Annotated in this window: 17 protein-coding genes; 12 read left to right on the top strand and 5 right to left on the bottom strand. The window is 65.0% G+C overall.

The features are described from left to right. Positions 1-42 precede the first annotated feature (42 nt). The 7 genes from folP (at position 43) to FRC98_RS06400 (ending at position 8,076) form a co-directional block, all read left to right on the top strand. Positions 43-903, top strand: a complete 861-nt coding sequence (gene folP / locus FRC98_RS06430) for a dihydropteroate synthase (RefSeq protein ID WP_230467340.1) — start codon at positions 43-45, stop codon at positions 901-903. Between the two features lie 128 nt (positions 904-1,031). Continuing rightward, positions 1,032-1,934: a diadenylate cyclase CdaA gene (gene cdaA, locus FRC98_RS06425; protein WP_146980453.1), complete on the top strand. Its 903-nt coding sequence runs from the start codon at positions 1,032-1,034 to the stop codon at positions 1,932-1,934. After that, entirely contained in the window at positions 1,931-2,878 is a 948-nt protein-coding gene (locus tag FRC98_RS06420) for a CdaR family protein (protein ID WP_146980452.1), read from the top strand. Before cdaA ends, FRC98_RS06420 begins: the two co-directional genes overlap by 4 nt. 160 nt (positions 2,879-3,038) lie before the next feature. Next, positions 3,039-4,409 (top strand): phosphoglucosamine mutase, encoded by a 1,371-nt coding sequence (gene glmM, locus FRC98_RS06415; RefSeq protein ID WP_146980451.1) that lies wholly within the window; start codon positions 3,039-3,041, stop codon positions 4,407-4,409. A 54-nt stretch (positions 4,410-4,463) separates the two neighbouring features. Beyond that, on the top strand, positions 4,464-5,228 hold the full coding sequence (locus FRC98_RS06410; RefSeq protein WP_146980588.1) for a pyridoxine 5'-phosphate synthase: 765 nt from the start codon (positions 4,464-4,466) through the stop codon (positions 5,226-5,228). Between the two features lie 53 nt (positions 5,229-5,281). Continuing rightward, positions 5,282-6,841, top strand: coding sequence for an NAD(P)H-hydrate dehydratase (locus FRC98_RS06405; protein ID WP_146980450.1), 1,560 nt, complete (start codon positions 5,282-5,284; stop codon positions 6,839-6,841). Continuing rightward, positions 6,838-8,076, top strand: coding sequence for a dickkopf-related protein (locus FRC98_RS06400; RefSeq protein ID WP_146980449.1), 1,239 nt, complete (start codon positions 6,838-6,840; stop codon positions 8,074-8,076). Before FRC98_RS06405 ends, FRC98_RS06400 begins: the two co-directional genes overlap by 4 nt. A gap of 25 nt (positions 8,077-8,101) precedes the next feature. Here the strand turns inward: FRC98_RS06400 and FRC98_RS06395 are convergent, their stop codons facing one another. Both FRC98_RS06395 and FRC98_RS06390 read right to left on the bottom strand, forming a co-directional pair. Beyond that, entirely contained in the window at positions 8,102-9,502 is a 1,401-nt protein-coding gene (locus tag FRC98_RS06395; RefSeq protein WP_146980448.1) for a GspE/PulE/PilB domain-containing protein, read from the bottom strand. Between the two features lie 62 nt (positions 9,503-9,564). Beyond that, the gene (locus FRC98_RS06390) at positions 9,565-10,590 is read right to left on the bottom strand and encodes a hypothetical protein (RefSeq protein WP_146980447.1); all 1,026 of its coding nucleotides are present in this window, start codon (positions 10,588-10,590) and stop codon (positions 9,565-9,567) included. Positions 10,591-10,687: 97 nt separating this feature from the next. On the opposite strand from FRC98_RS06390, the gene FRC98_RS06385 reads away from it, so the two are divergent. After that, positions 10,688-11,101, top strand: coding sequence for a YkgJ family cysteine cluster protein (locus tag FRC98_RS06385; RefSeq protein ID WP_146980446.1), 414 nt, complete (start codon positions 10,688-10,690; stop codon positions 11,099-11,101). 42 nt (positions 11,102-11,143) lie between these two features. Here the strand turns inward: FRC98_RS06385 and FRC98_RS06380 are convergent, their stop codons facing one another. The 3 genes from FRC98_RS06380 to FRC98_RS06370 all read right to left on the bottom strand — a co-directional run bounded on the left by FRC98_RS06380 (position 11,144) and on the right by FRC98_RS06370 (position 14,154). Continuing rightward, positions 11,144-11,884, bottom strand: a complete 741-nt coding sequence (locus tag FRC98_RS06380) for a hypothetical protein (protein WP_146980445.1) — start codon at positions 11,882-11,884, stop codon at positions 11,144-11,146. An 86-nt stretch (positions 11,885-11,970) separates the two neighbouring features. Continuing rightward, positions 11,971-12,705 (bottom strand): outer membrane lipoprotein periplasmic chaperone LolA, encoded by a 735-nt coding sequence (lolA, locus tag FRC98_RS06375; RefSeq protein ID WP_146980444.1) that lies wholly within the window; start codon positions 12,703-12,705, stop codon positions 11,971-11,973. Between the two features lie 156 nt (positions 12,706-12,861). Continuing rightward, positions 12,862-14,154: a hemolysin family protein gene (locus FRC98_RS06370; RefSeq protein WP_146980443.1), complete on the bottom strand. Its 1,293-nt coding sequence runs from the start codon at positions 14,152-14,154 to the stop codon at positions 12,862-12,864. A 338-nt stretch (positions 14,155-14,492) separates the two neighbouring features. On the opposite strand from FRC98_RS06370, the gene FRC98_RS06365 reads away from it, so the two are divergent. The 4 genes from FRC98_RS06365 to FRC98_RS06350 all read left to right on the top strand — a co-directional run bounded on the left by FRC98_RS06365 (position 14,493) and on the right by FRC98_RS06350 (position 22,579). Further along, entirely contained in the window at positions 14,493-16,805 is a 2,313-nt protein-coding gene (locus FRC98_RS06365) for a LemA family protein (RefSeq protein ID WP_146980442.1), read from the top strand. A gap of 199 nt (positions 16,806-17,004) precedes the next feature. Next, positions 17,005-18,213, top strand: a complete 1,209-nt coding sequence (locus FRC98_RS06360; RefSeq protein ID WP_146980441.1) for an MFS transporter — start codon at positions 17,005-17,007, stop codon at positions 18,211-18,213. Between the two features lie 411 nt (positions 18,214-18,624). Beyond that, entirely contained in the window at positions 18,625-19,134 is a 510-nt protein-coding gene (locus FRC98_RS06355) for a cytochrome c3 family protein (RefSeq protein WP_146974487.1), read from the top strand. A gap of 163 nt (positions 19,135-19,297) precedes the next feature. Next, complete coding sequence (locus tag FRC98_RS06350) at positions 19,298-22,579, top strand: 4Fe-4S dicluster domain-containing protein (RefSeq protein WP_230467337.1); 3,282 nt, start codon at positions 19,298-19,300, stop codon at positions 22,577-22,579. Position 22,580 lies beyond the last annotated feature (1 nt).

Below are 22,580 nucleotides of genomic sequence, written 5' to 3'. Positions count from 1 at the left end.
GTAACCATGGCTTTTCTGGCAGCCCCCCGGCCCAGAGCACACGTGCCGACCCTCGAGGTCGGCACGCGCGCTCTGCCCTTTGGCAACCGCGCCTACATCATGGGCGTGGTCAACGTCACCCCGGACTCCTTCTCCGACGGCGGCGAATTTTTCGACGCCGATCGCGCCATCGCCCACGGCGTTGAGCTTGCGCAGGCCGGCGCCGACATCCTGGACATCGGCGGCGAGTCGACGCGCCCCGGCGCAGAGCCTGTGAGCCTGGAGGAAGAGCTGCGCCGCGTGATCCCCGTCGTTGAGGGGCTCGCACAGCGCACCGACGCCTGGCTCTCGGTCGACACCTACAAGGCCGAGGTCGCCCGCCAGGCCATCGCCGCCGGCGCCCATATCATCAACGACATCAGCGCGATGACCTTTGACGTCTCCATGATCGAGGTCATCGCCAACCACGATGTGGGGGTGGTGCTCATGCACACCCGCGACCGCCCGCAGACCATGCAAGACGATCTCAGCGAGGGCGACATCGTCGCAGAGGTCATCGAACACCTTGCAGATCGCCTGCGTGTGGCGCAAAACGCGGGCATCGCCCCCCGGCGCGTGCTCCTCGATCCGGGCATTGGGTTTGGTAAGAGTGTGGCTCAAAACTTCCGGCTTATCCGCGAGCTGGGCCGACTTCGTGAGCTTGGCTGCCCGATTGTGCTGGGCACCAGCCGCAAAAGCCTCATCGGCGCGGTCACCGGGCGTGCGGCCAACGATCGGTTGATGGGGACTGCGGCGACGGTGGCCTGCGGCATCTTCGCCGGCGCCGACATCGTGCGCGTGCATGACGTCGCCGAACTTGTGGATGTGGTCCGCGTCAGCGAAGCCCTCTGCGCGATGGAGGATATGACGTGCGCGCTTCTTTGATTTCGATACGCAATTTTTTTGCTACCCCGGGCGCTCTGGTTCACCATAGCCCCACTCGCGTCTCGGGGCGCCTCACCTGTTGAGTTAGCCTACCTCACGTCGCGCCGGGCGACGTCTACTGGCAGCGCATGGATCTTCTCTTCGACATCTTCCGGGTGGACTCAGGCTGGCAAGCCTTTTTCACCATCCTGGACATGACGATCGTCTTTATCGTCATCTACCGGGTGCTCTTGCTCATCAAGGGCACGCGCGCGCTGCAGATGTTGTTCGGGCTGATCTTTATCCTGATCTTCTTTTACATCTCGCAGGAAGATTATCTTAATCTGGCCACGACCCACTGGTTGATCGATATGTTTATCGCCAACCTGATCATTATCGTGGTCATCATCTTCCAGCACGATATCCGCCGCGCGCTCGCGCAGGTGGGCCGCGCGCCGCTGCTCGGCGGCGCCCGCTCCTATGAGGAGACCTCGGTTCTGGAGGAAGTCGTCAAAGCCTGCGTGATGCTCTCCAGCCGCAAGCTCGGCGCGCTCATCGCCATTGAACGTGAGGCCGATTTGAGTCACTTCACCGAGGAGGGCATCAAGCTCGACGCGGTCGTGACCAAAGATGTGCTCTTCACCCTCTTTTTGCCCGAACACCAGAACCCGCTGCACGACGGCGCGGTCATCATTCAGAAGGGGCGCGTCTCGGCGGCCGGCTGCTTTTTGCCGCTGACCATCAACCCGCGCGTCGAGAAGACGCTGGGGACCCGTCACCGCGCCGGCATCGGCGTGACCGAAGATACCGACGCGGCCGTGGCGATCGTCAGCGAAGAGACCGGCACCATCTCGATTGCCTATGAGGGCGAGCTGCACCGGGACCTGGACGCCAACGAGATGCGCTCGCTGCTGCAGAAGATCTACCGCGCCGGTACCACCGCCGCGCCGGCCGGCTCGTTGCTGGAGCGCCTGAAGTTCGGCTCCCAGGATCGCGACACGCCAGCCCAACCCGCCAGCGATGAGGCCGAGAAGGACGAGGTCTCCTCATGAGTTCTCTGACGCTGCGCACGGTGCTGCAACGCATCTTCGTGCACAACTTCTCGCTGAAGTTCATCGCCGCCGTGCTCACTCTGGCCCTTTACATCTGGGTCAGCGAGGATCGCGAGACGGTGGTCGCGAGCTTTGCGCCGGTACGCATCGTGGTGCCCGAAAACCAGGTGCTCGTCTCCGACCCGCTCGACCGGGTCAAGGTCACCATCCGCGGGCGCTGGTCGGACATCAACCGCTTTGATCCGAGCAATCTTGAGCCCATCCGCCTGGACCTGACGCCGGCCGACACCGACTCCATCGTCACGATCAGCGGCAATATGGTGCGCGTGCCGCCGGGGTTGCGGGTGGTCTCGATTGAGCCGAGCTCGATGTATGTGGAGCTTGAGCCCGAGGCCCAGCGCGTGGTGCCGATCATCCCGCAGACCACCGGTGAACCTCAGAGCTCCTATGTGGTCGAGGGGGTCGATGTGACGCCGAGGCGCGTGACCATCCGCGGGCCGCGCTCGCGCCTGGAACGCATCAACTCGGTGCAGACCGAGCCTGTCGACGTGGGCAACCGCAGCGAATCTTTTGAGCGCAACGTGCAACTGCGCGTCGAAGACGGCCTGGTGCGCGTGGAGTACGACAGCCGCATCAGCGTGCGGGTGCGCATCGGCTCGGAACTTATCACCCGCACCCTGGAAGACGTCCCCATCACCGGTGTGAACACCTCACTCGAGGCCAGCATCTCGCCGGCCACAACCTCGGTGACGGTGCGCGGTCCGCGTGGCCTGGTCGAGGCCCTCGACCCGGACGTGGTGCGCGCCGAGATCGATCTGAGCGACGAAGATCGTCGCCCGCCGGGCACCTTCTCCAAGACCGTGGAGATTCAGAACCTGCCGCCCGGCGTGGAGATGACCCGCGTTTACCCGGATCGCTTCCGCGTTATCACCACCGAGCGCTGAGCTGGCTTGCCGGCGATTCATCCGGTGCCGAGCTTCCCCGACACTTGCCTTGAAGTCCCCGGCCCGGCTTTAGCGGCCTCCCCGATCATGCTATGCACTGGGCGCGCGCGCGTAAGCGCGCCGCGCTGACGACGGCCTCTCACCCAGAAGGGACCACGCCATGACCACCCGACAGCTTTTTGGAACCGACGGCATCCGCGGCGTCGCTAACCAGTACCCGATGACCGCAGACCTGGCGGTGCGCCTGGGCCAGGCCATCGCGCAGCATTTTAAATGCCGCCCCGACGAGCGCCCCTTTGGCCACCGCACGCGCATCGTCATCGGAAAGGATACGCGCATCTCCGGCTACATGTTTGAGTCGGGCCTGGCCGCGGGCATCACCTCGATGGGCGCCGACGTGCAACTTGTCGGCCCGCTTCCCACCCCGGGCATCTCCTTTCTGACCACCGGGATGCGCGCCGACGCCGGCATCGTCATCAGCGCCAGCCACAACGCCTACCAGGATAACGGCATCAAGATCTTCGCCTCCGACGGCTTCAAGCTCCCCGATGAGGTGGAGCTGGCCATCGAAGATCTGGTGTTGAACGAAGGCAAGATTCAACCCAACACCGACCGCATCGGCAAAGCCGCGCGCATCGATGACGCCACCGGCCGCTACATCGTCTTTCTCAAAAACACCTTCCCGCGCGACCTTACCCTCGACGGGCTGCGCGTGGTTGTCGACTGCGCCAATGGCGCCGCCTACAAGGTTGCCCCGGCGGTGCTGCGCGAGCTCGGCGCCGAGGTCTTCACCCTGGGCGTGGATCCCGACGGCTACAACATCAACCAGGACTGCGGCAGCCTCCACCCGCACAACACCGCGCGCCGCGTGCGGGAGACCCGTGCCGATGTGGGCATCACGCTCGATGGCGACGCCGACCGGCTCATCCTCATCGATGAGAACGGCGACATCGTCGACGGCGACGGCATCCTGGCGCTCTGCGCCATCCACCTCCATGAGCAGGGCAAGCTTGCCGACAACACCCTCGTCACCACGGTGATGAGCAACGTGGGGCTGGAGGTCGCGCTTCAAAAACGCGGCATCAACCTTGTACGCACCTCAGTGGGCGACCGCTACGTGGTCGAAGAGATGCGCAACGGCGGCTACACCCTGGGCGGTGAGCAGAGCGGCCATATGATCTTTTTGGAGCACTCCACCACCGGCGACGGCATGCTCGCTGCACTTCAGGTGCTGGCGATCATGCAGCGCCAGAAGTGTCCGCTGAGCAGGCTTGCGCAGGTCATGAAGCCCTTTCCCCAGGTGCTGCTCAACCTGAAGGTTCGCGAGAAACCCCCACTCGAAGAGCTCGAGGCGTTTCAGAAGATGGTCCGCCAGGTCGAGAGCGAGCTCGCCGGCGAGGGCCGCGTGTTGGCGCGTTATTCGGGTACGGAGGCCAAGGCCCGCATTATGGTCGAGGGCCCCGATCAGCTGAAAGTACGCGCCTACGCCGAGGCGCTTCACGCCCAGCTGCGCGAGCTCATCGGCGCTTAAGTATGTTGATCTTTTCATGATTGCTTTGAGGAGTGTTTGATGAACCCCACCCGTATGCGCCCCCGCCTGGGCGTCAACGTCGATCATGTTGCCACCATCCGTCAGGCCCGCGGCACCCGCTACCCCGATCCGGTGAGCGCTGCGGCGATCGCCGAGCTCGCAGGCGCCGACCAGATCACCATTCACCTGCGTGAAGATCGCCGCCACATCCAGGACCGCGATCTGCGCGTCCTGCGCGAAACGGTGCAGACCCGTCTCAACCTGGAGATGGCCGCCACCGACGAGATGTACACGATCGCCATGGAGGTGCGCCCCGACATGATCACGCTGGTGCCGGAGCGCCGCGAGGAGCAAACCACCGAGGGCGGCCTGGCCGTCGTGGGCCAGGAGAAGTCGCTGGGGCCATACCTGGAGCGCCTGCGTCGATGCGGAGCCCACTTAAGCCTCTTCATCGATCCGGATCCCGCCCAGATCGAGGCCAGCGCTGGTCTCGGCGTCGACATCGTCGAGCTGCATACCGGCGACTTCTGTGAGGCGGCCCCTGAGTTTACCAACACGCTCGTCCCGTCGGAGTTTGAACACGACCACGAGTGGCGTCGCCTGCGTGACGCCGCCTCCCGGGCGGCCAGCGCCGGTCTCACCGTCGCCGCCGGCCACGGTCTGGACTACAAAAACGTGCTCGCCGTGGCCGCTATCCCCGAATTCGAGGAGTTCAACATCGGCCACAGCATCGTCGCCCGCGCCATCTACGTGGGCTTTGAGCGCGCGGTCGCCGAGATGATCGAAGCGCTGGCTGAAGGCCGCGGCCTGGCCGAGTGACGTGTCTGTCCGGCAGGGCTCTCCCCTGCCCTGATTTAGCGCCGAAGTGACCTATGCACCTTGTGACCCCTGAGTCGATGCGTGAGATGGATCGCCGAACCATTGAGGCGATCGGAGTCCCGGCCGAAGTGCTGATGGAGCGCGCCGCGCGCGGCGCGCTTGATGTCCTGCTGACGCATTTTCGCCCCTCGCCAGGCGCGCGCATCGGGGTACTCTGCGGCATGGGAAACAACGGCGGCGACGGCGTCGCGCTCGCCACGATGCTCGATCATCTGGGCTACCACCCGGTGCTCGTGCTCATGGGTACCCCGGAGCGTTTCGGCCCCGAAGCGCAGCGTTTTCATAAGGTCGCCGAGAACCTCATCGGCGACCGCCACCAGCTCAACGGGCTCGACGCCGCCGGGGTACGCCACGCGTTGAGCTCACTGCCTCCCTGCCAGCTGTGGTGCGACGCGCTGCTGGGCACCGGCCTCGATCGCCCCGTGGAAGGGCGCTTTGCCTCGGCGGTGAAGTTTCTCAACGAACAGCCCGCTCCGGTGTTTGCACTCGATACACCCAGCGGCCTCGACGGGCGCACCGGACAGGTGCTCGGCATCTGCACCCAGGCCGAGGTCACCGCGACCTTTGGTTTTCCCAAGATCGGGCAGCTTCTCGATCCGGCCCGAGGTTTTATCGGCATGCTCTGCCCGATCGATATCGGGATTCCCGCCCGGGTTCGCGACGCGGTCGGCGTGGAGGCGTTCGCGTTGGACGCCGACTGGCTCAAAGGGAAGATCCCGGCGCGGCCCACCCACGCTCATAAGGGCTCGGTGGGCAAGGTTGCGCTCATCGGCGGTCGCGCGCCGACCACCGGCGCGCTGACCATGGCCGCGCGCGGCGCGCTCCTGGGCGGCGCGGGGCTCATCTTCCCGGGCACCGATCCGCAGGGGGCGCTCAGCGCTCGCACCATCGCCGAGTTGATGCCGCGCCCGATCTTCGGCGACGCCGGTGAGCTGCACGCCGATGCGCTCAGCCAACTTCTGGACAAGAGCGATACGCTTGTGATCGGCCCGGGGCTCGGCACCGACCAGGCCGCACGCCAGGCGCTGCGTCACTGCCTCACCGCCACGCCGCGCCCCACCGTCATCGACGCCGACGCGCTCACGCTCCTGGCCCAGAATCGCGATCTTTTTCAGGCCGCCTGCGACCTGGCGGCATGCGTGCCGGTCGTACTCACCCCCCACCCCGGTGAGCTCGCGCGCCTGCTTGACCGCAGCGTCGACGAGGTCCTGAGCGATACGGTGGCCGCCACCCGCGAACTTCTCGCGCGCATCTCGGCGGTGATCGTGCATAAGAGCGCCGCGACGGTGGTCGCCGCCTCCGACAGCCCGTTGGGCCTCAACCGCACCGGCAACCCCGGGATGGCCACCGGCGGCATGGGTGATGTGCTCAGCGGTCTTATCGCCGCCTCGCTCAACGACCACCCCGACAACCCATGGCAGGCTGCCGCCATCGCCGTCTGCGTGCATGGACTGGCCGGCGACGCCGCCCGTAAAAAGGTGGGCACGCGTGCCACCACGCCCGGCGCACTCCTGGACGAACTCGGAGGGGTCTGGCGCAGGTTTGAGGCATGAAGCTCGGGCGTGGCCACCTCGGCATCCTCGCGATGACGGCAGCGCTCGCGCTGCCGGGCCTTGTGGGTTGCGATACGCCCTCCGATCCGGCGGCGCTGGGCACACTCTGCCTGCCCGCGACGCAGGGATGCCCCGATGCGGTGAGCCTCTCCCGCAGCGGTGTTGGCCGAAACGCGCTGGAGGTGGAGATCGCCACCGGGCTCGACGAGAGCGCCGCGCTCACGCTGACCATCACCACCCCTACCGATATCGGCCTCCCCTCCGAGACGCCGCGCGTCGATGAGCGCTGGCTCCTCGCCACCCGCGAGTACACCCTCGGCCCCGGTGAGCGCGTCGTCGAGCGCATCGAACCCTCCGAGCTGACCGTGGCGCCGGAGCTTACGCTGGAGCTTACGAGCAACGGCTCTGCCGGCCCGGTTGAGCTGAACTACCTCCTGATCTCGGAGCCCCTGGAGTGCATCGACGATAACGACTGCGCCCGCCGCGAGCGCTGTGAGCCCGTGTACGGACGCTGTGCCAACTGCCTGAGCGACTCCGACTGCGCGCCCACCCAGAGCTGCTCGCGAGAAAGCGGTCGCTGCTTTCCTGAGGCGCAGACCGGCTGCCAGACCACCTCCGGCGGTGGCCCGGCCGCCCTGCTAACGCTGCTAACGGCGTTGATCCTTCTGGCATGGAGACGTCGCCAGGGGCCCGCAGGGCCCGCCGCTTTCGCTGCAGCCACCCTCACCCTCGCCATGCTCACGCTGACTCCCGGTGAAGCCAGGGCGGCCCCGGGAGCCTCATTGAGCACGGGAGGTGGCCTGCGCCTGCTAATGGGAGAGGTCGCCACCGGTGCAAGCCCCGGCTGGGGCGTGGCTCTCAACCAGGAGTTTCGCTGGCGGTTTGCCGGCATGAGCCTGCACTTTATGAGCGGCAACCACGCCACGACCAACGACAGCCCGCCCTTTGATGCGAACGCCCAGACCTTCGCGTTGGGCGGGGGGCCCCGGGGATATTACCCGATCGGGCCGGTCGAGGCGCAGCTCGGCCTGGACTACATGCGCGTGGGCCTGGCCGGCACGGGGCTCGTTCAGAACACGGGCCTGGATCGCGACTTTCACGCGCTGGGAGGCGTGGCCGGAGCGCGCTGGAGTTTTGGGGATTTTCACCTGATCGGCCGCGCTACCTACCACCAGCTCGTCGACGCCTCAGGGGGCATGCTGGGCGTGGACCTGATGGTCGGCATGGGCTTTTAAGGGCGCCGCAAGGCAGCAACCAGACTCAGCTGGAGCGCTTCGACTCTTTCTCGCGCAGCTCTTTGAGGCGCGCCTTGAGCTTGCGGCGGCTGAGCACCCGGGCTTCGACCAACATCTCGGCCAGCGATTGCAGGATCGCCTTCTGGTACTCCACCTCACGCTCCAGGCGAGTGATGTGCTGACGCTGGCGGGCGACGACCTGCGCGAGCGTCGGCTCGTTCTCGGCGCCGTCATGATCATCGTTATCCAGAAACCCGAAGGGCTGGCGATCGATGGGGAAAAGCCCGGACTCACCGCTGTCGAAGCCGGGGGCCGAGCTCTGGTTGGGGTCGAGCGGGATCAAGCCGGAGCCGGTGCGGCTGTTGTAGTGGCTGTGGCTCCCGGTGCGGCCGCGGCGCTCAAAGCCGGAATTATTAAGTCGGCTGGAGCTGGACTGCTCGTAGGCATCGGAAGATGCGTCGAGCTCCGCATCAAAATCATTGAGCGCACCGGCCATATCGCCAAAATCACGCTCCGGCGCGCCCGCCCCCCCGGAGCTTCGCCGCGGCGAAGGCGGTGAGCTTGAAGCAACGCCTCGTGGCGCCCCGGCGCGCGCCGAACTTCCGGCGTCCGATCCGCTTCGCAGCGCGCTGGCCGCAGGCTTCGGTGTCTGCCGCGGCGCGCTCTCTTTGCCGAGCTGATGCTCCTCCAACGCGTCGGTGAACGCGTCTTCGAAGCCATCAAAAAAATCTTCCCCGGGCTGCGGTCCCGGGCTGGTGCTCTCACTGAGACTGGGCCTGGCGCCGCCGCCCCGGGCGTTTTTCACCAGATCAAAGAAAGGGTTATCTTCGGTGGCGGCGTGCAGATCGACCTGGCGGGTGGGGCCGCTGTCGTCGAGATGCACCACGCGTGTGGCCGGCTCGTGGGCGTCTCCCGGCATATGGCGCGGCGGCCGCGCTCGGGCCATCGCCGGGGGTTGCACCGGCGCGGCGACCGTCTTATCGGCGGCGTGATCGTGGTTGTAATGCCGAAAAATCTCGCGCTCCAGCGTGGAGCGCGGCGCGATGACCAGCGATGGCGAAATGCCCGTGGCCTCACGAACCTCCTGAAGCACCGGACGGGCGCGGTCGGCATCAAAGACCGCAACTTCCAGCTCACCGCCGGCCTCGTTGTAGGTGATCGCAAGCACACCAAACTCGTCAGCGCGCTCCGAGCTGACCAGCGCCAGAGCCTCGGGCTGGGCCTGGATGGAAGGTCGCTCGTGAACGCGAAGTCCCAGATGTTCGGCGATGGCGCGGGCGAGCTGGCGCTCATCGACGCCGGCGCGCGTGATCAGTTCCTCGACCACCGAGCCTTTCGACATGGAGGCGCGCAACACACAACGCTGAATGTCCTGTCGGCTGACCACCTGCTGCGCGACCAGATGGTCGACAAGTTGGCGTTCCATGGGCAATGGCCCCTGTATTCAGACAATAAGTGAACTTCTGTAGCGAGCTAGACCCGGCCAATCTAATACGCGGAGGGAAGGGAAGGCAAAGCGTTTTGCCCGCGCCCCTCGATCTGGGTGATTCGCGCGCGCAGCGATCGCTGCACCGACCGCTTCGGCAGCTCAAAGCGCATGGCGATCTCACTGAGGATCAGCTGCCCGCTCTCCACATCCCAGAGCAGCACTCCCTCACCCTGCCCTTTCACGTGAAGCGCATCATGTGACGAAGTTTCGTGAACGTCGCGCAGCTCCGTGGTGATGCGCCGCTCGATCCAGAGGGCAGGTCGGCCTTGATGCATCATATAATCCCGCAGGCGATCTTCGACGCGCACATCCCCGGCAAGAGAGAGCTCGGATGTGGCCCCTGGAAGCGCAGCGATCATCCCCGCATGATCCAGCCGGTAGTGCCAGCGCTCGCCAGGCAGGCGGGCATCCAGCGGGAAGCGTGGTGAGAGAAGTCGGTGCAACTCATCGACCAGCGCGAGACTCCACGCACCGGCGCGCTCGCCACCGCGCCCCCACTCCGACCGACCTCCGGCGCCCATCCCATCATGCGCACGCTGATAGACCGCCCCTCTTAGCGCCCGTTGCTCCTGCGCGGCCCGAAACCCGATCAGCGGCTCCCCGGGCCCCCAGACCTCCAACGCCGCCGACGCCACCTCCACGCGCTGCTCCAACCCCTGGTCGCCCTCACGCTCTCCGGTCGACCACAGCGACGCCACCTCCAGACTTAACCCGCTGGCCTCATTGGCCTCGCCACCGCCATCCTCCTCCCAGCGCGCCACCAGGCGGTAGCCCACCGAAGGATGCGGGCGGTAGCGCATCTCAAACGCTTCCCCCGGCGTCGGCGCGCTCTGCCAGTCCGGCGAGCTGAGAGTCGCCGGAAGCGCCGCATCGGAGGCCGCATCCGACCTCGCGTCCTCGCCAGCGCCGGGGGGCTCCAGCGCCCAGATCCCCGCCAACGTCGCCACCAACCAGGCGCCGAGCAACATCGGATAGCGCTGCTGACCGACCCTTGCCCGCCCCTCACTGGTCTGTGAATCCCGCAAAACACGCTCCAGAAAACGTAGGAGCCTTGACGCTATCGCATCCGCAGCGCGATCTTCAACGCCGCTGCACCTCCCCTCCCCTCGATGAGTTTCCCCGATGACATCTCGACGCTTTGAATGCACACGCTGCCAGCGCTGCTGCGCGCGCCCCGGCCAGGTGGAGTTCAGCGCGCCGGAGGCCTTTCTGGCGGCCTCATTTCTGCAACTTCCCCTGGCCGAACTCACCGAGGCGTATATGCAGCCCGAGGGTGATGGCTGGATCATCGACGTCGATGAAGGCTCACCCTGCCCCTTTCTGGGAAAAGATGGGTGTGTGATCCACTCGGTTAAACCCTCCCAATGCCGCACTTACCCCTTCTGGCCCGAGCTCATCGACGAGCCCGGCGCCTGGCAGGCCGAGGCCGCCTGGTGTGAGGGTATCGGGCAAGGCCCGGTCTACGACGATGATGCTATCGCCGCGATCCTCAATGGCGAGGGCGACACCTTTGAAAACGACTCCGAGCCGTCCTGAAGGCGCTCGCCATTCCGCCCCATCACCAGGCCGGATGGACGCTTAGCCAAGCGCCGCCGCAAAGGCTGAGACCGCCTCGCTGACACGCGCTCGCGCATCACTGAGTTCATCGACGCTGAGCGCTCGGGTGCCCAGCCCGAGCAGGAGCGTATCCACCGGCACCGCCTCACCGTCGCCGGCAGGATGGGCGCGTCGCGTGGTCTCCAGCCCCTCGCCAGGCACCACCGCACCAAAGATCCCGTCGACGTCGCGGTAGGGCCAGTCGCGCACAAGCTCAAAGAAGTCGCGCGCGGCCTCAATCGCCTCTTCACGCTCCAGCTCCCGGGCGGTCGGGTAGGCGCCGCGCTCGGTCGCTGCCAGCTCAAAAAAGGTGCGGATAAGCCGCGGGTTGGTGATCACCAGCCCGTACAGGTAGGAGTCGGGCACCGCGGCGATCACAAGCGCCACCTCCTCGCGCTTGAGCACCGCGTGCGCCGCGCACAGGTAATCCTCACAGATGAAGCGGTCGTACACACCGCAATCTCGCCCGTCGACGCCGTTGTTTTGAAGGGGATGCACCAGACAACCCACGCGTCCCGCAGGATCAAGCCCGTCGAGAAGTCCCAGAAAGGGACAACTCGCGAGCTCTCCAAGCAACTTCACCGCAGGCGGATCTTCCCACCGCGCGCGAAACGCCCGAAGCGAGGCCTCATCCTCAATCGAGGCATCCTTGCGAAACGCCCGGGTGCGCTCGACCAGACGCGCCATCAACGCAGGCTCATCGCTTTTGCGATGGTTGTACATCCCGCAGCACGCCCCGCAGCTCTTTTTACCATCGGGATGACAAAGCGCGCGGCGCGCGCTGCTCTCTGAGACTCCGGCGTCCACCCTCAGTCACACTCCTGCTGGGCGTTGAGCAGGCGCGCGCCCTGGGGCGCCTCAAACTCAAAGCCGCTGTCGGGCAGGTTGCGGTTTACGCGGGTGTTCTGAAACACGATCTCATTGGTGTTCCCGTAGGGATCGTAGACGGTGGTGCGGGTCACCTGGAAGGTCTGCGGATCCACCCGGAAACGCAGCTCCCGGTAATGCGGCGTGGGCTCTTTGGGCGTGAGCTTCAGCTCCGGGGCCTGCGCCGTGGAGCGCTCACTGAGCTCGGCGTTGAACTCTTCGAGAAGATCGCCCTGCCCCATCAAAAAGCGCAGACTCGTAGGCAGCTGGCTGTCTTCCAGGCATTGCTTGAAGACCTGCTGAAACTCGAACTCGTAGATCCAGAAAGCCGATCCGTCGCTCACCAGTACGCGCTCACGCTGGGTCGCATCGGTTGGGCTGTAGTAATCCCAGCGCATTTTGCCGGGCTTCTTAAAGTAGACGCGCCCCCGCGAGCGTTTGCTCTCTCCGGCCGCAATATCGGTGTAGGTCTGGGCAAAGGCGGCCTGAAAGTCGCCCGTCTCCTGGTAGAAGCGCTGCACGCGGCGCGCCACATCCTCGGCGCTCATCTCGGCGGGAGCCTTCGCCACCTGGGCCGGCTCGCCGCCCTCCTGGGCCAGGGGTTGACTGAGCGCGGTGAGCGCGGCGACCGAACCCGCCGCGACCGCAGCAGCGATCTTCATCCAGGGTGTCATCATCGCACGATCGTTCACGCTAACCTCTCACTAAGTTCAGGTGCGCCCTCTGCTCGGAGAGGCGCCTATCGGGGCTCGGGTGTAAGACGCCGGCCCCGTCGAATTATTCGTCCCGTCATCGCAACGCCACAACCGACGCTGCCCCCGGCCGCGATCCGATCAGGAGACCAGCTCCTCGGAGGCGTCCTGCTCGGCGGCACGACGCTCGATCTCCACGCGGATGATGCGCTTGGCGTCGGCCTCAATAACCCGGAAGACCAGATCGTTCCACACGATCTCATCGCCGGCCTCCGGCACGCTCCCCGACTGCGAGAGGATAAACCCGCCGAGCGACTCGTAATCCGGGTGCTCCGGAAGCTCCATATCGTAATACTCTTCCAGATCGTAGATCGGCACCCGGGCATCGGCCATCACGCGCACCTCGTCGATCGCAATGATCTGAGCCGGCTCGGTGTCGTACTCATCCTGAATGTCGCCGAAAAACTCCTCGATGATATCTTCCAGGGTGATCAGGCCCGCCGTTCCCCCGAACTCATCGACAACGACCGCCATATGAATGCGGTTGATCTGGAACTCCGCCAGCAGATCGGCGATGCGTTTGGTGGCCGGCACAAAGTAGGTGCGCCTGAGCAGTTTGCTAAGCTCAAAATCCTGGCGGGCGGCCATCAACTGAATGACGTCCTTGGCGTAGAAGAGCCCCACGATGTCGTCGATCGTCTCGCGGTAGACCGGGATGCGGCTGTGGCCGCACTCCATCAACACCTCCAGGACCTCCTCCAGGTTGATCTCCTCGGGGATGGCCACCATGTCGGTGCGCGGGACCATGATCTCGCGCACCACGGTGTCGGGAAACTCAAAGACCGAGCGCAGCAGGCGCTCGCGATCTTCGGGGATCTGCCCCTCTCGCGAGCCCAGGTCGATCATGTACTGCAGCTCCTCGCTGGTGGCGTAGGGCTGGCGCTCATCGACGCTTCCGCCCACAAGGCGCATCACGCCGGCGGCGAGTTTGTTGAAGAAAAAGGTCGCCGGAGCAAAGAGCGCAACCGGAAGACGCATCGGCCACATCACCATCGAGGCCAGCTGCTGGTTGCGCACCCGCGCGATCGTCTTTGGCGTGATCTCACCGAAGGTCAGCAGCAGGAAGGTCATCGCGCCAACGGCTACCGGAATCGCCCACTGCGAGGCGGCCGTCGATCCCAGCAGCCGTGCCGCAAGATCGGTGGCCAGCGCCGAGGCCGTGATGTTGAAGATGTTGTTCCCGATCAGGATCGAGGTCAGCACCACCAGCGGCCTATCGCGCCAGAGGCGCAACGAGCGCACCCCCTTTTCCTCGATCAGACGCTCGGTCTGCCCCTCACTCAGTGAGGTCAGTGCCGTCTCAGAACCTGAAAAATACGCAGAGCCAATCAGACAAACGAAGATTCCGATGACTTCCGCTATGACAACGTCCAACGCCGTCGACCTGGGCTAAAGTTAATCCACCGCAGAGCGGCCCGCGAAGAGCGCAGCTCTGCTCCCCGAATCAGCGACGCGAGCACCACGCTCGGTGACAACCGCGATTCAGGGCGAAGAGGGATACCATGGTAACACCCTCGGACCCCAATTATTTCAGAGCGCCGCGGGGATGTCGATCCTCGCGAGCGCCTCGCACGATCGCGCAGCTACTCAACGAGAACCTCATTCGCTAGTCTGGCCCGCGTTCATGCAGTCTGTTCGTTGCGCCGGGTCGCCTCTTCCGGGATGCCTGAGGGGTGCGTTTAAACGATGAGAAAACGTGGCGAGGAGTTCACGTGAAAAGAGTGTTCATGGTCATCGCCGCGCTGGCCATTGCGCTGGCCGGCTACCTGCTGCTCGACTTCAGCTTTGAGAAGTTGCAAGACGCCCGACGCATCAGCCGCATCCCCTTGAGCAAAACGCAGGGTGTACTCCCTGGCGAGACCTACGTTAGCGGTGCAGCCCGCGCGCGTCCGGGCCAACCGCTACTTCGCAGCCCGGACACGAGCACCGACTGCCTCTATTATCACTACACCATCGAGCGCGAGGAGAAGGACAGCGACGGCGACACCCGCTGGGTGCTCTTCGACTCCAGCACCGAGATGTCGGACTTCGTGCTGGTCGATGACACCGGTGAGATCCGCGTCAGCCCGAACCTCCCGAGCGATGTCCATGTTGGCGTGAGCCATCAGCGCGAACACGGGCAGTTCCGATACACCGAGTACCGCATCGATCCGGGTGATCGACTGGTGGTGATGGGCATGGCAGCGCGCGCAGCCTCCGGCGCGATGTCGCTGCGCTTTGACCTCGACGGGAGCTACGTCCCGATCATCTCCGATGAAGATCAGCGCAGCGAGACGCAGTCGCGCGCCCGCACCTCTGCCTTTGCCACCGGCGCAGCGATGGTGATGTTGATGTTTGCAAGCTGGCTCTTGCTCGGCGCTTTTCGCGTGCACAACACCACCCTCTTTTTGCTCCTCTTTACGCTGGGCTCGACGATGACCCTGGTGAAGATGGGCATTTCCCTGGCCGATCGCGACGTCTCGGAGCTCGGCGATCGCCTGGAGCGCCTCGATCGCAGCCTCAGCTCGGAGGTGGGGCGGCTCGACGCCAGCGCTACTACCGACTGGCGAGACGCCGCCCTGATCACCAGCCTCGATGTCCCCGGCGAGGAGTTGATGCGGCTTCGCCGCCAACGCGTGGCTGCGGCGCAGGTCATTGAGGCTGCCCGCTATGATCTGAGCCGCTTCCCGGAACTTCTTTTCGCCTCACGGGTTCCCGATGCGCTCCTGCAACCGCCGGCGCTCAGCTCGGAAGACGACGCGCTGCGCACTCCGGTGGAGGCCCCCGCAGCGATGCCCGGCATCTGGGGATGGCTCCTGGTGATCGCCCTCCTTGCAGCGATGCTGGCGAGCACCCGCGCAGGACTTCGGGCGGTCAAGCTCAAGCGCCTGATGGAACATATGCCCACAAGCCCCATCCGCGGCGTGAACTACGGGCTCACCGAGATCTGCGGCCAGCCCTCGCAGCTCTCCGGTACCGACGAGCTTCGCGGGCCGGTCTCCAACCGCCTCTGCCTCTATTACAACTACGTGGTCACACGAAAATCCGGCGACAAAACAGTCACCGAGAAAAACATCACCGAACACACCCCATTTCTGCTCACTGACGCGAGCGACTCGGTCGTCGTGCATCCCCGGGAGGCGACCTTCTACACCGACCACAGCGTCTCGACCAGAGAGGGCTCTCGCACCTACACCGAGCGCGCCATCTACCTGGAAGACGCCCTCTACGTGCTTGGCTTCGCCGGGATCTCCGGCGATGCCCACGACCACCTGGAGGTGCTCCATCGCGAGGATCTTCCCCTGGTGATCGCCGCGCTCCCCGAACGCGAGCTTCACTACCGGGTTGGGAGAAAAGGCAACTTCCTGCTGGGACTGGGCGTGGCGCTGACCGCGTCGCTGGGCATGTACACCTTCACCAGTTTCGGAACGTTCGGGGCGGGCGACTACTTCTACGCCACCCTCACAAGCTGCCTCTACACCGCGGCGTGTTTTGTGGCTCTGCTCTACAACGACCTTGTCTTTGTGAGAGAGCGCGTACGCCGCGGCTTTGCCAACATTGAGGTCGCGCTCAAGAAGCGTTTTGATCTGATCGCCGCACTTCTCCCGGTGGTGGAGTCGTACGTTGCCCACGAGCGCGAGACGCTTGAGGCCATCGCTGAGCTGCGCAGCCACGCGCCAGCCGAAGGGCCATCGCGCGAAGCGATCGCACAAACCTCGACCGACCTGGGCGCGTCCAACCAGGCCAGCGCGGCACTTTTTGCGCTACGCGAGTCCTACCCGCATCTTCAGGCCGACACGCATATCAACGCCCTGATGCGCACACTCACCGACGTCGAAGATGAGCTCGCGCTGATGCGCGCCGGCTACAATGACACCGTCGAACATTATAACACCCGCATCACGACGCTCCCGGAGATCTTCATCGCGCGCCCCTTTGGCTTTGCGCCGGCGATGCACCTGGATGCGACGGTCGCACGCATGAGCCCCGCGCCCGACATGAGCGCCCTGACCACACACGATCGGGCAAAGGCTCAGGCCCCCTGAGCTCCATTGGGACAGCACCGCTGCGACAAGCTGCCACAGCGTAGCGTGGAATCAGCCTCGGCCGCCCGGGCGTTTGAGCGGCTGTTGCGATTCGGGCAGCGCCGTGCCACAAGAGGCCCGGGCCCGGGTGGCCCACTTTTGTCGTTTCGATGCGCCCAGGGCGCATCTCTTCTCCCTGCCTGCACGAGCCTCCGGCCCCATGACCGCTCGAAGCCCGATCCGCCGCCTCTTCCCGATCCTCCTGCTCAACATCACCGGGTTCGCCATCGCGATCCCGGTGCTCCCGGCGCTCGCCGACGCGCTGGGCGGCAGCGCCGTGGATGTGGGCCTTCTCTACGCCACGCAGTCGCTGGGGCAGTTCATTATGGCGCCCGTCTGGGGACGCATCTCCGACCGCATTGGTCGAAAGCCGGTCCTCATGGCGACCTTTCTGGCCGCGGCGCTCCTTGAACTGCTCACCGCGATGACCATGAGCCTTCCCCTGCTCTATGTGGCGCGCTTTGTCGTGGGTTTGTGCGCCGGCAACGTCGCCACCGCCAGCGCGCTGATCGCCGACAGCACTGACGCCAGGGGCCGCAGCAAGGGCATGGCGGTGATTGGCATCAGCTTCGGCCTGGGCTTCACACTCGGACCGGCGATCGGCGCCATTGTAGGCACCTTCGCGCAGCCGGGAGCCGGAATTCTGGGGGCAGGTATGCCCTTTGCGGCCAGCGCGATCTTGAGCCTGATCACCTTTATGCTCGCGGCCTTCGTACTGATTGAGCCCCCGGCCTCCGAAGAGACCCGCCGCGCCAATCGGGTGCGCTACCGCCCCGCCCGCATCACCGAACATCTCAAAAAGGCGCCGATCTTCGCGCTCTGCGCCCTCTTCTTTGTCTACACCGTCGCGTTGGCCGTGCTCGAGGGAACCTTCTTTCTCTACATGGCCGACACCTACGGCTACGACATCGTCGAGGTCGGGTTTATCTTCGCGGCGATGGGCGTCGCCATGGCGATCTTCCAGGGGGGGGTCGGTCCGATCTCCCGGCGTCTGGGCGACCGGCGGATGACCGGCCTTGGACTGGCAGCGCTGGCCATAGGACTTGCGCTGGCCCCCTTGCACCCCTCGCTGATCTACCTCTTTGCAATGCTGGGAGTGGCCACGATCGGCCGAGCGCTCGTGCACCCGGGGATCCTCTCGATGACCTCCCAGCAGGCCGACGATCCCCGCCACACCGGCCAGATCATGGGCATCCTGCAGTCGGCCTCAAGCCTCGGTCGCATCGCCGGCCCGGCCGCCGGCGGCCTCCTCTTCGCCGCGCTGAGCCCCTCGGCTCCCTTCGTGCTCGCCGGCATACTGCTGGCGATCGCGGGCGCTGCCTGGTGGATCCTCTGGGCGCGACTGCACCCTGAAAGCCTCGCCGGCTAACAACCTCTAAGGCCCGGCCAACCCCCGGCCCAGCCTTATGCGTCAAATTGCCACAGCGATTGAGCCCCCGCCAAACTGGCCCTTCCAGATAAGCGCTGCTACCTTCTGCGGCGTGAAGTCCGGCAACGCAAAATACGCGTTTTTTCAACAGCTTGCCCTCAACACCGGGTAACCTTGCGTTATTGCTGGAATATTTCACACACAACTTGCCCGACCTCGCCAAAGCTCACTCTCGCCGCGAAAAATCAAGGCGAAACGCGATCTTAGGCGAGGACATAAACGTATTGACAAGCCCGCGCAGCGCGTGTGAATAAGGGCCTCGTTTTCGAAGAGCATTTTGCTCTTATTGAATCTGGCGCCCCGCGCCTGCTCGACGAAGTTATCCCATCGGTTCACGGAGTCGTTGGACGTATGAATGCTCGTTATCTGACCATCGCTGGCATCCTGGTGCTCGCCGCCGCGATCGGGTTCTCGGCCTGCTTTAATCCCCGGCAGGGCTACGCTCCCGAACAGCCTATCGCCTTTAGCCACCAGCTTCATGCAGGGATCAATGAGATCCCCTGTGGCTACTGTCACGTTAACCCCGGCGAAGGCCCCGTCTCGGGCGTCCCTTCGGTCAACACCTGCATGAACTGTCACTCGCAGGTCAAAACCGACAGCCCCGAGATCCAGAAGATCCACAAGAGCTGGCGCGAGGGCACCCCGATCAAGTGGGTGAAGGTGCACGACATGCCCGACCACGTGCAGTTCAGCCACACCCCGCACATCAACCGAGGCATCGACTGCTCGGAGTGCCACGGTGCGGTCAACCGCATGGACGTGGTCGAGGTGACCAACCCCTTCAACATGGGTTGGTGTGTGGACTGCCACCGGCAGCCGCAGCATAACGCCCCGATCGACTGCGTGACCTGTCACTACTGATCGTCAGGGCCGGCGGCGTGGATCAAAACGCACCGCGCCGCTACCGCGATCACAGTTGAAGGCGCCCCCGAACCATTAAGAGGCGCCGAGGAAGTTTTCACTCAACGTCAGGTCGGCCTGCGTCGCATAGACCACCGACCCGTCTGCCCCACGAATGGCCGCTATGAGTAAGCACCTCAAAGATCCCGATCTTCCCAAGCACTCGGAACCGCAACCGGGCGCCTCGGCGCTTTTGCGCGCCGACGCCCAGGGCGATGTCACGCTGAGCTTCTCCGACGGCTCTGAGCCTTTGAAGATGAACCGCCGTGACTTCCTGCGCGTGAGCAGCGTCGCTGCGGCCACCGCGGCGATGAGCAGCGCGGCGTGCCGTCGCCCCGTTCGCGAGATCGTCCCCTATGTCGATCGCCCCGAAGAGGTGCGCATTGGCATGGCCAACCACTACGCCAGCGTCTGCAACGCCTGCCCCTCGCAGTGCGGCATGCTGGTGAAGTCGCGCGCCGGTCGCCCGATCAAACTTGAAGGCAACCCGCAGCACCCGGTCAGCCAGGGTGCGCTCTGCGCTCGCGGCCAGGCCTCCTACATCGACCTCTACGATCCGGACCGCCTGCGCGACGCGCAGCGTGTCAGCGGCGAGAGCGTCTCGAAGGTCAGCTGGGAAGACATCGACTCTCAGGTTGCAGCCAAGCTCAGCGAGATTCGCGGCGGCGGTGGTCTTCGCATCCTCACCGGTGCGATGCACGGCCCGGCCACCGACGCGCTTATTGCCGAGGTTACCTCCAGCGTGCCCAACGCGCGCCACTACACCTATGAGGCGCTGGGCGACGACGCGATGCTCGCTGCAAACGCGGCCTCCTACGGTAACGCGCACATCCCGCATTACCGCTTCGATAAGGCCAGCCTTGTCGTCTCCTTCGGCAGCGACTTCCTGGGCACCTGGCTCTCCCCTTCGGAGTTCACCCGCCAGTTCGCCAGCCGTCGTAACCCCGACGGAGAGATGTCGCAGCTGATCACGTTTGAGCCCACGCTCACCCTGACCGGCATCAACGCCGACAAGCGCGTGCGTGTTCGTCCCGACGCGATGGTCGATGTGGCGATGGCCGTGGCTCACCAGCTCTTCACGGCGCACAACCCGCAGGGTGTTCCCGCCGGTGCGGTGCGCCAGGCGCTGAGCGCGTTTGCCCCGGCAGCGGTTGTGGAGCGCCTCGGTGGTGACCTGAGCGTCGAGATCATCGAAAGCGTCGCGCAGAAGCTCTCGCAGACCGCCGGCAAGTCCATTGTTGTGGCCGGTGGCAACGCCAGCGCCACGAGCAACGGCCTGGCGCTGGAGAGCGCGGTCAACCTGATCAACGCCGCACTCGGCAACGACGGGCAGACCATTGAGCGCGACCGGCCCAGCTACGGCGCCGCCGGTTTGGCCCAGCTTCAGGCGCTCATCGCCGAGATCGAAAGCGGCGATGTCGACATGCTCATCATCAGCGGGACCAACCCGGTCTACTCGGCGCCGGCCTCGCTGAAGGTCGCCGAAGCGCTGGCGAAAGTTCCGCTCGTCATCAGCACCTCGACCCACTTTGATGAGACCGCGCGTCAGGCGCACTACGTCGCCACCGGCTGCCACTCGCTGGAAGCCTGGGGCGACTCCAACCCCCGCGTGGGTGTGCACGCGATTCGCCAGCCGGCGATCCTGCCCCTCTACAACACGCGCTCTTTTGAAGACAGCCTGATGACCTGGTTCGGCACCGCCGAGCTCAGCAGCACGCTGGCCGCCTTCATCCCGGCTCCGCCGCAACCCGCGGGCAACCGCCCCGGCGCAGGCCAGACCTACGACACCGGCCCCTTCTACCGCTTCCTGCGCGACTTCTGGCAGCGCGAGGTCTATCCGAAGGCCGACTCGCTGGCGAGCTTTGAGCAGTTCTGGCTCTCCACGATGCGCGAAGGCGTCTACCTGAGCAACGATGCTCAATCTGCACCCGCCTTCCGCGTTCGCCCGACCGTGGCCAATCTGCCCAACGCCCTCACTGAGATTGCGGCCGCAGGCGACCTCGGCAACAAGGTCGTGCAGCTCTTCGCTTCGATCCCGCTCTACGACGGGCGCCAGGCCAACAACGGTCACCTCCAGGAGCTGCCCGACCCGGTCAGCAAGCACGTCTGGGGCTCCTACGCGATGGTCAGCTACAAGACCCTCAAAGAGGCGAAGCTCGAGAACGGCCAGTACATCAACGTGCAGGTCGAAGGCGGACCGGAGCTGGGCTTCCCGGTGATCATGGTCCCCGGCATGCACGATGACGTCATCGGCATCCCGCTCGGCTACGGCCGCACTGCCGCCGGCGACGTCGCCAACGGCGTGGGCGCCAACGCCTTCAAACTCTCTCAGGCCGGTGAAAACGGTGCGCTGCTCTCGGGCATCAAAGCCACCATCAAGAAGACCGATAAGGTTGAGGTCCTCTCCACCGTCCAGCAGGGCAACGTCATCGATGTGGACTACCACCGCATCATGGCCACCGCCGAGCTCAAGGAGTACCGCGAGAAGCCCGACGCCGGCATCCACCACCCGGTCGCCACCAAGAACCTGTGGGAAGATCACGACTACGGCAACCTCAAGTGGGGCATGTCCATCGACATGTCCAAATGCACCGGCTGCTCGGCCTGCGTGATCGCCTGCCAGGAAGAGAACAACATCCCGGTCGTCGGCCGTCAGGGCATCCTGGAAGGTCGCGAGATGCACTGGATGCGCATCGACCGCTACTATCAGCTGCCCGAAGAAGCGGTGAAGATCCGCTCCTCGGTCACCGACGACCCGATGTACAGCTCCGAGCCCGAGGTCGCCTTCGGTGAGTACCTGGAGAACCCGCGTGTTCTGATGCACCCGATGCTCTGCCAGCACTGCGATCGCGCTCCCTGTGAGACGGTCTGCCCGGTGCTCGCCACCATGCAGAGCAGCGACGGTCTCAACCAGATGAGCTACCAGCGTTGCGTGGGCACCCGTTACTGCTCCAACAACTGCCCCTACAAGGTGCGTCGCTACAACTGGTTCAACTACTCCGAAAACCGCGGAGACACCTTCTTCGCGCGCCTCTACCCCGAGCTCAAAGAGCACGGTCGTCTCAACCAGACCGAGCCGCTTCAGCTGGGGCTCAACCCCGACGTCACCGTGCGTACCCGCGGGGTCATGGAGAAGTGCACCTTCTGTGTGCAGCGTATCCGTCGCGGCAAGTGGGAGATCATGAAAGAGGGTCGCCGCTCCTTCCGCCAGGGCGAAGTCGTCACGGCCTGCCAGCAGGCATGCCCGGCCGAAGCCATCGACTTTGGCAACGTCCTCGACGACTCCCACACCGTCTCGAAGATGCACAAGTCACCCCGGGCCACCTTCGCGCTTAGCGATATCAACACCCGCCCTGCGGTCGCTTATATGACCAGCATCTGGAACACCGACGAAGAGCTCGTCTAAG

The organism is Lujinxingia vulgaris (assembly GCF_007997015.1).
Lineage (GTDB): Bacteria > Myxococcota_A > Bradymonadia > Bradymonadales > Bradymonadaceae > Lujinxingia > Lujinxingia vulgaris.
The sequence above is the reverse complement of the archived record's forward strand: the minus strand, read 5'-3'. Positions and strand labels throughout refer to the sequence as shown.

What these genes read in the sequence shown, in the direction of transcription:
- glmM (WP_146980451.1), top strand. Translation starts at nt 3,039, where the DNA reads ATGACCACCCGACAGCTTTTTGGAACCGACGGCATCCGCGGCGTCGCT.
- lolA (WP_146980444.1), bottom strand. Translation starts at nt 12,705, where the DNA reads ATGATGACACCCTGGATGAAGATCGCTGCTGCGGTCGCGGCGGGTTCG.
- FRC98_RS06410 (WP_146980588.1), top strand. Translation starts at nt 4,464, where the DNA reads ATGCGCCCCCGCCTGGGCGTCAACGTCGATCATGTTGCCACCATCCGT.
- FRC98_RS06420 (WP_146980452.1), top strand. Translation starts at nt 1,931, where the DNA reads ATGAGTTCTCTGACGCTGCGCACGGTGCTGCAACGCATCTTCGTGCAC.
- FRC98_RS06355 (WP_146974487.1), top strand. Translation starts at nt 18,625, where the DNA reads ATGAATGCTCGTTATCTGACCATCGCTGGCATCCTGGTGCTCGCCGCC.
- FRC98_RS06405 (WP_146980450.1), top strand. Translation starts at nt 5,282, where the DNA reads ATGCACCTTGTGACCCCTGAGTCGATGCGTGAGATGGATCGCCGAACC.
- cdaA (WP_146980453.1), top strand. Translation starts at nt 1,032, where the DNA reads ATGGATCTTCTCTTCGACATCTTCCGGGTGGACTCAGGCTGGCAAGCC.
- FRC98_RS06400 (WP_146980449.1), top strand. Translation starts at nt 6,838, where the DNA reads ATGAAGCTCGGGCGTGGCCACCTCGGCATCCTCGCGATGACGGCAGCG.
- FRC98_RS06380 (WP_146980445.1), bottom strand. Translation starts at nt 11,884, where the DNA reads ATGTACAACCATCGCAAAAGCGATGAGCCTGCGTTGATGGCGCGTCTG.
- FRC98_RS06360 (WP_146980441.1), top strand. Translation starts at nt 17,005, where the DNA reads ATGACCGCTCGAAGCCCGATCCGCCGCCTCTTCCCGATCCTCCTGCTC.
- FRC98_RS06395 (WP_146980448.1), bottom strand. Translation starts at nt 9,502, where the DNA reads ATGGAACGCCAACTTGTCGACCATCTGGTCGCGCAGCAGGTGGTCAGC.
- FRC98_RS06350 (WP_230467337.1), top strand. Translation starts at nt 19,298, where the DNA reads ATGAGTAAGCACCTCAAAGATCCCGATCTTCCCAAGCACTCGGAACCG.
- FRC98_RS06385 (WP_146980446.1), top strand. Translation starts at nt 10,688, where the DNA reads ATGACATCTCGACGCTTTGAATGCACACGCTGCCAGCGCTGCTGCGCG.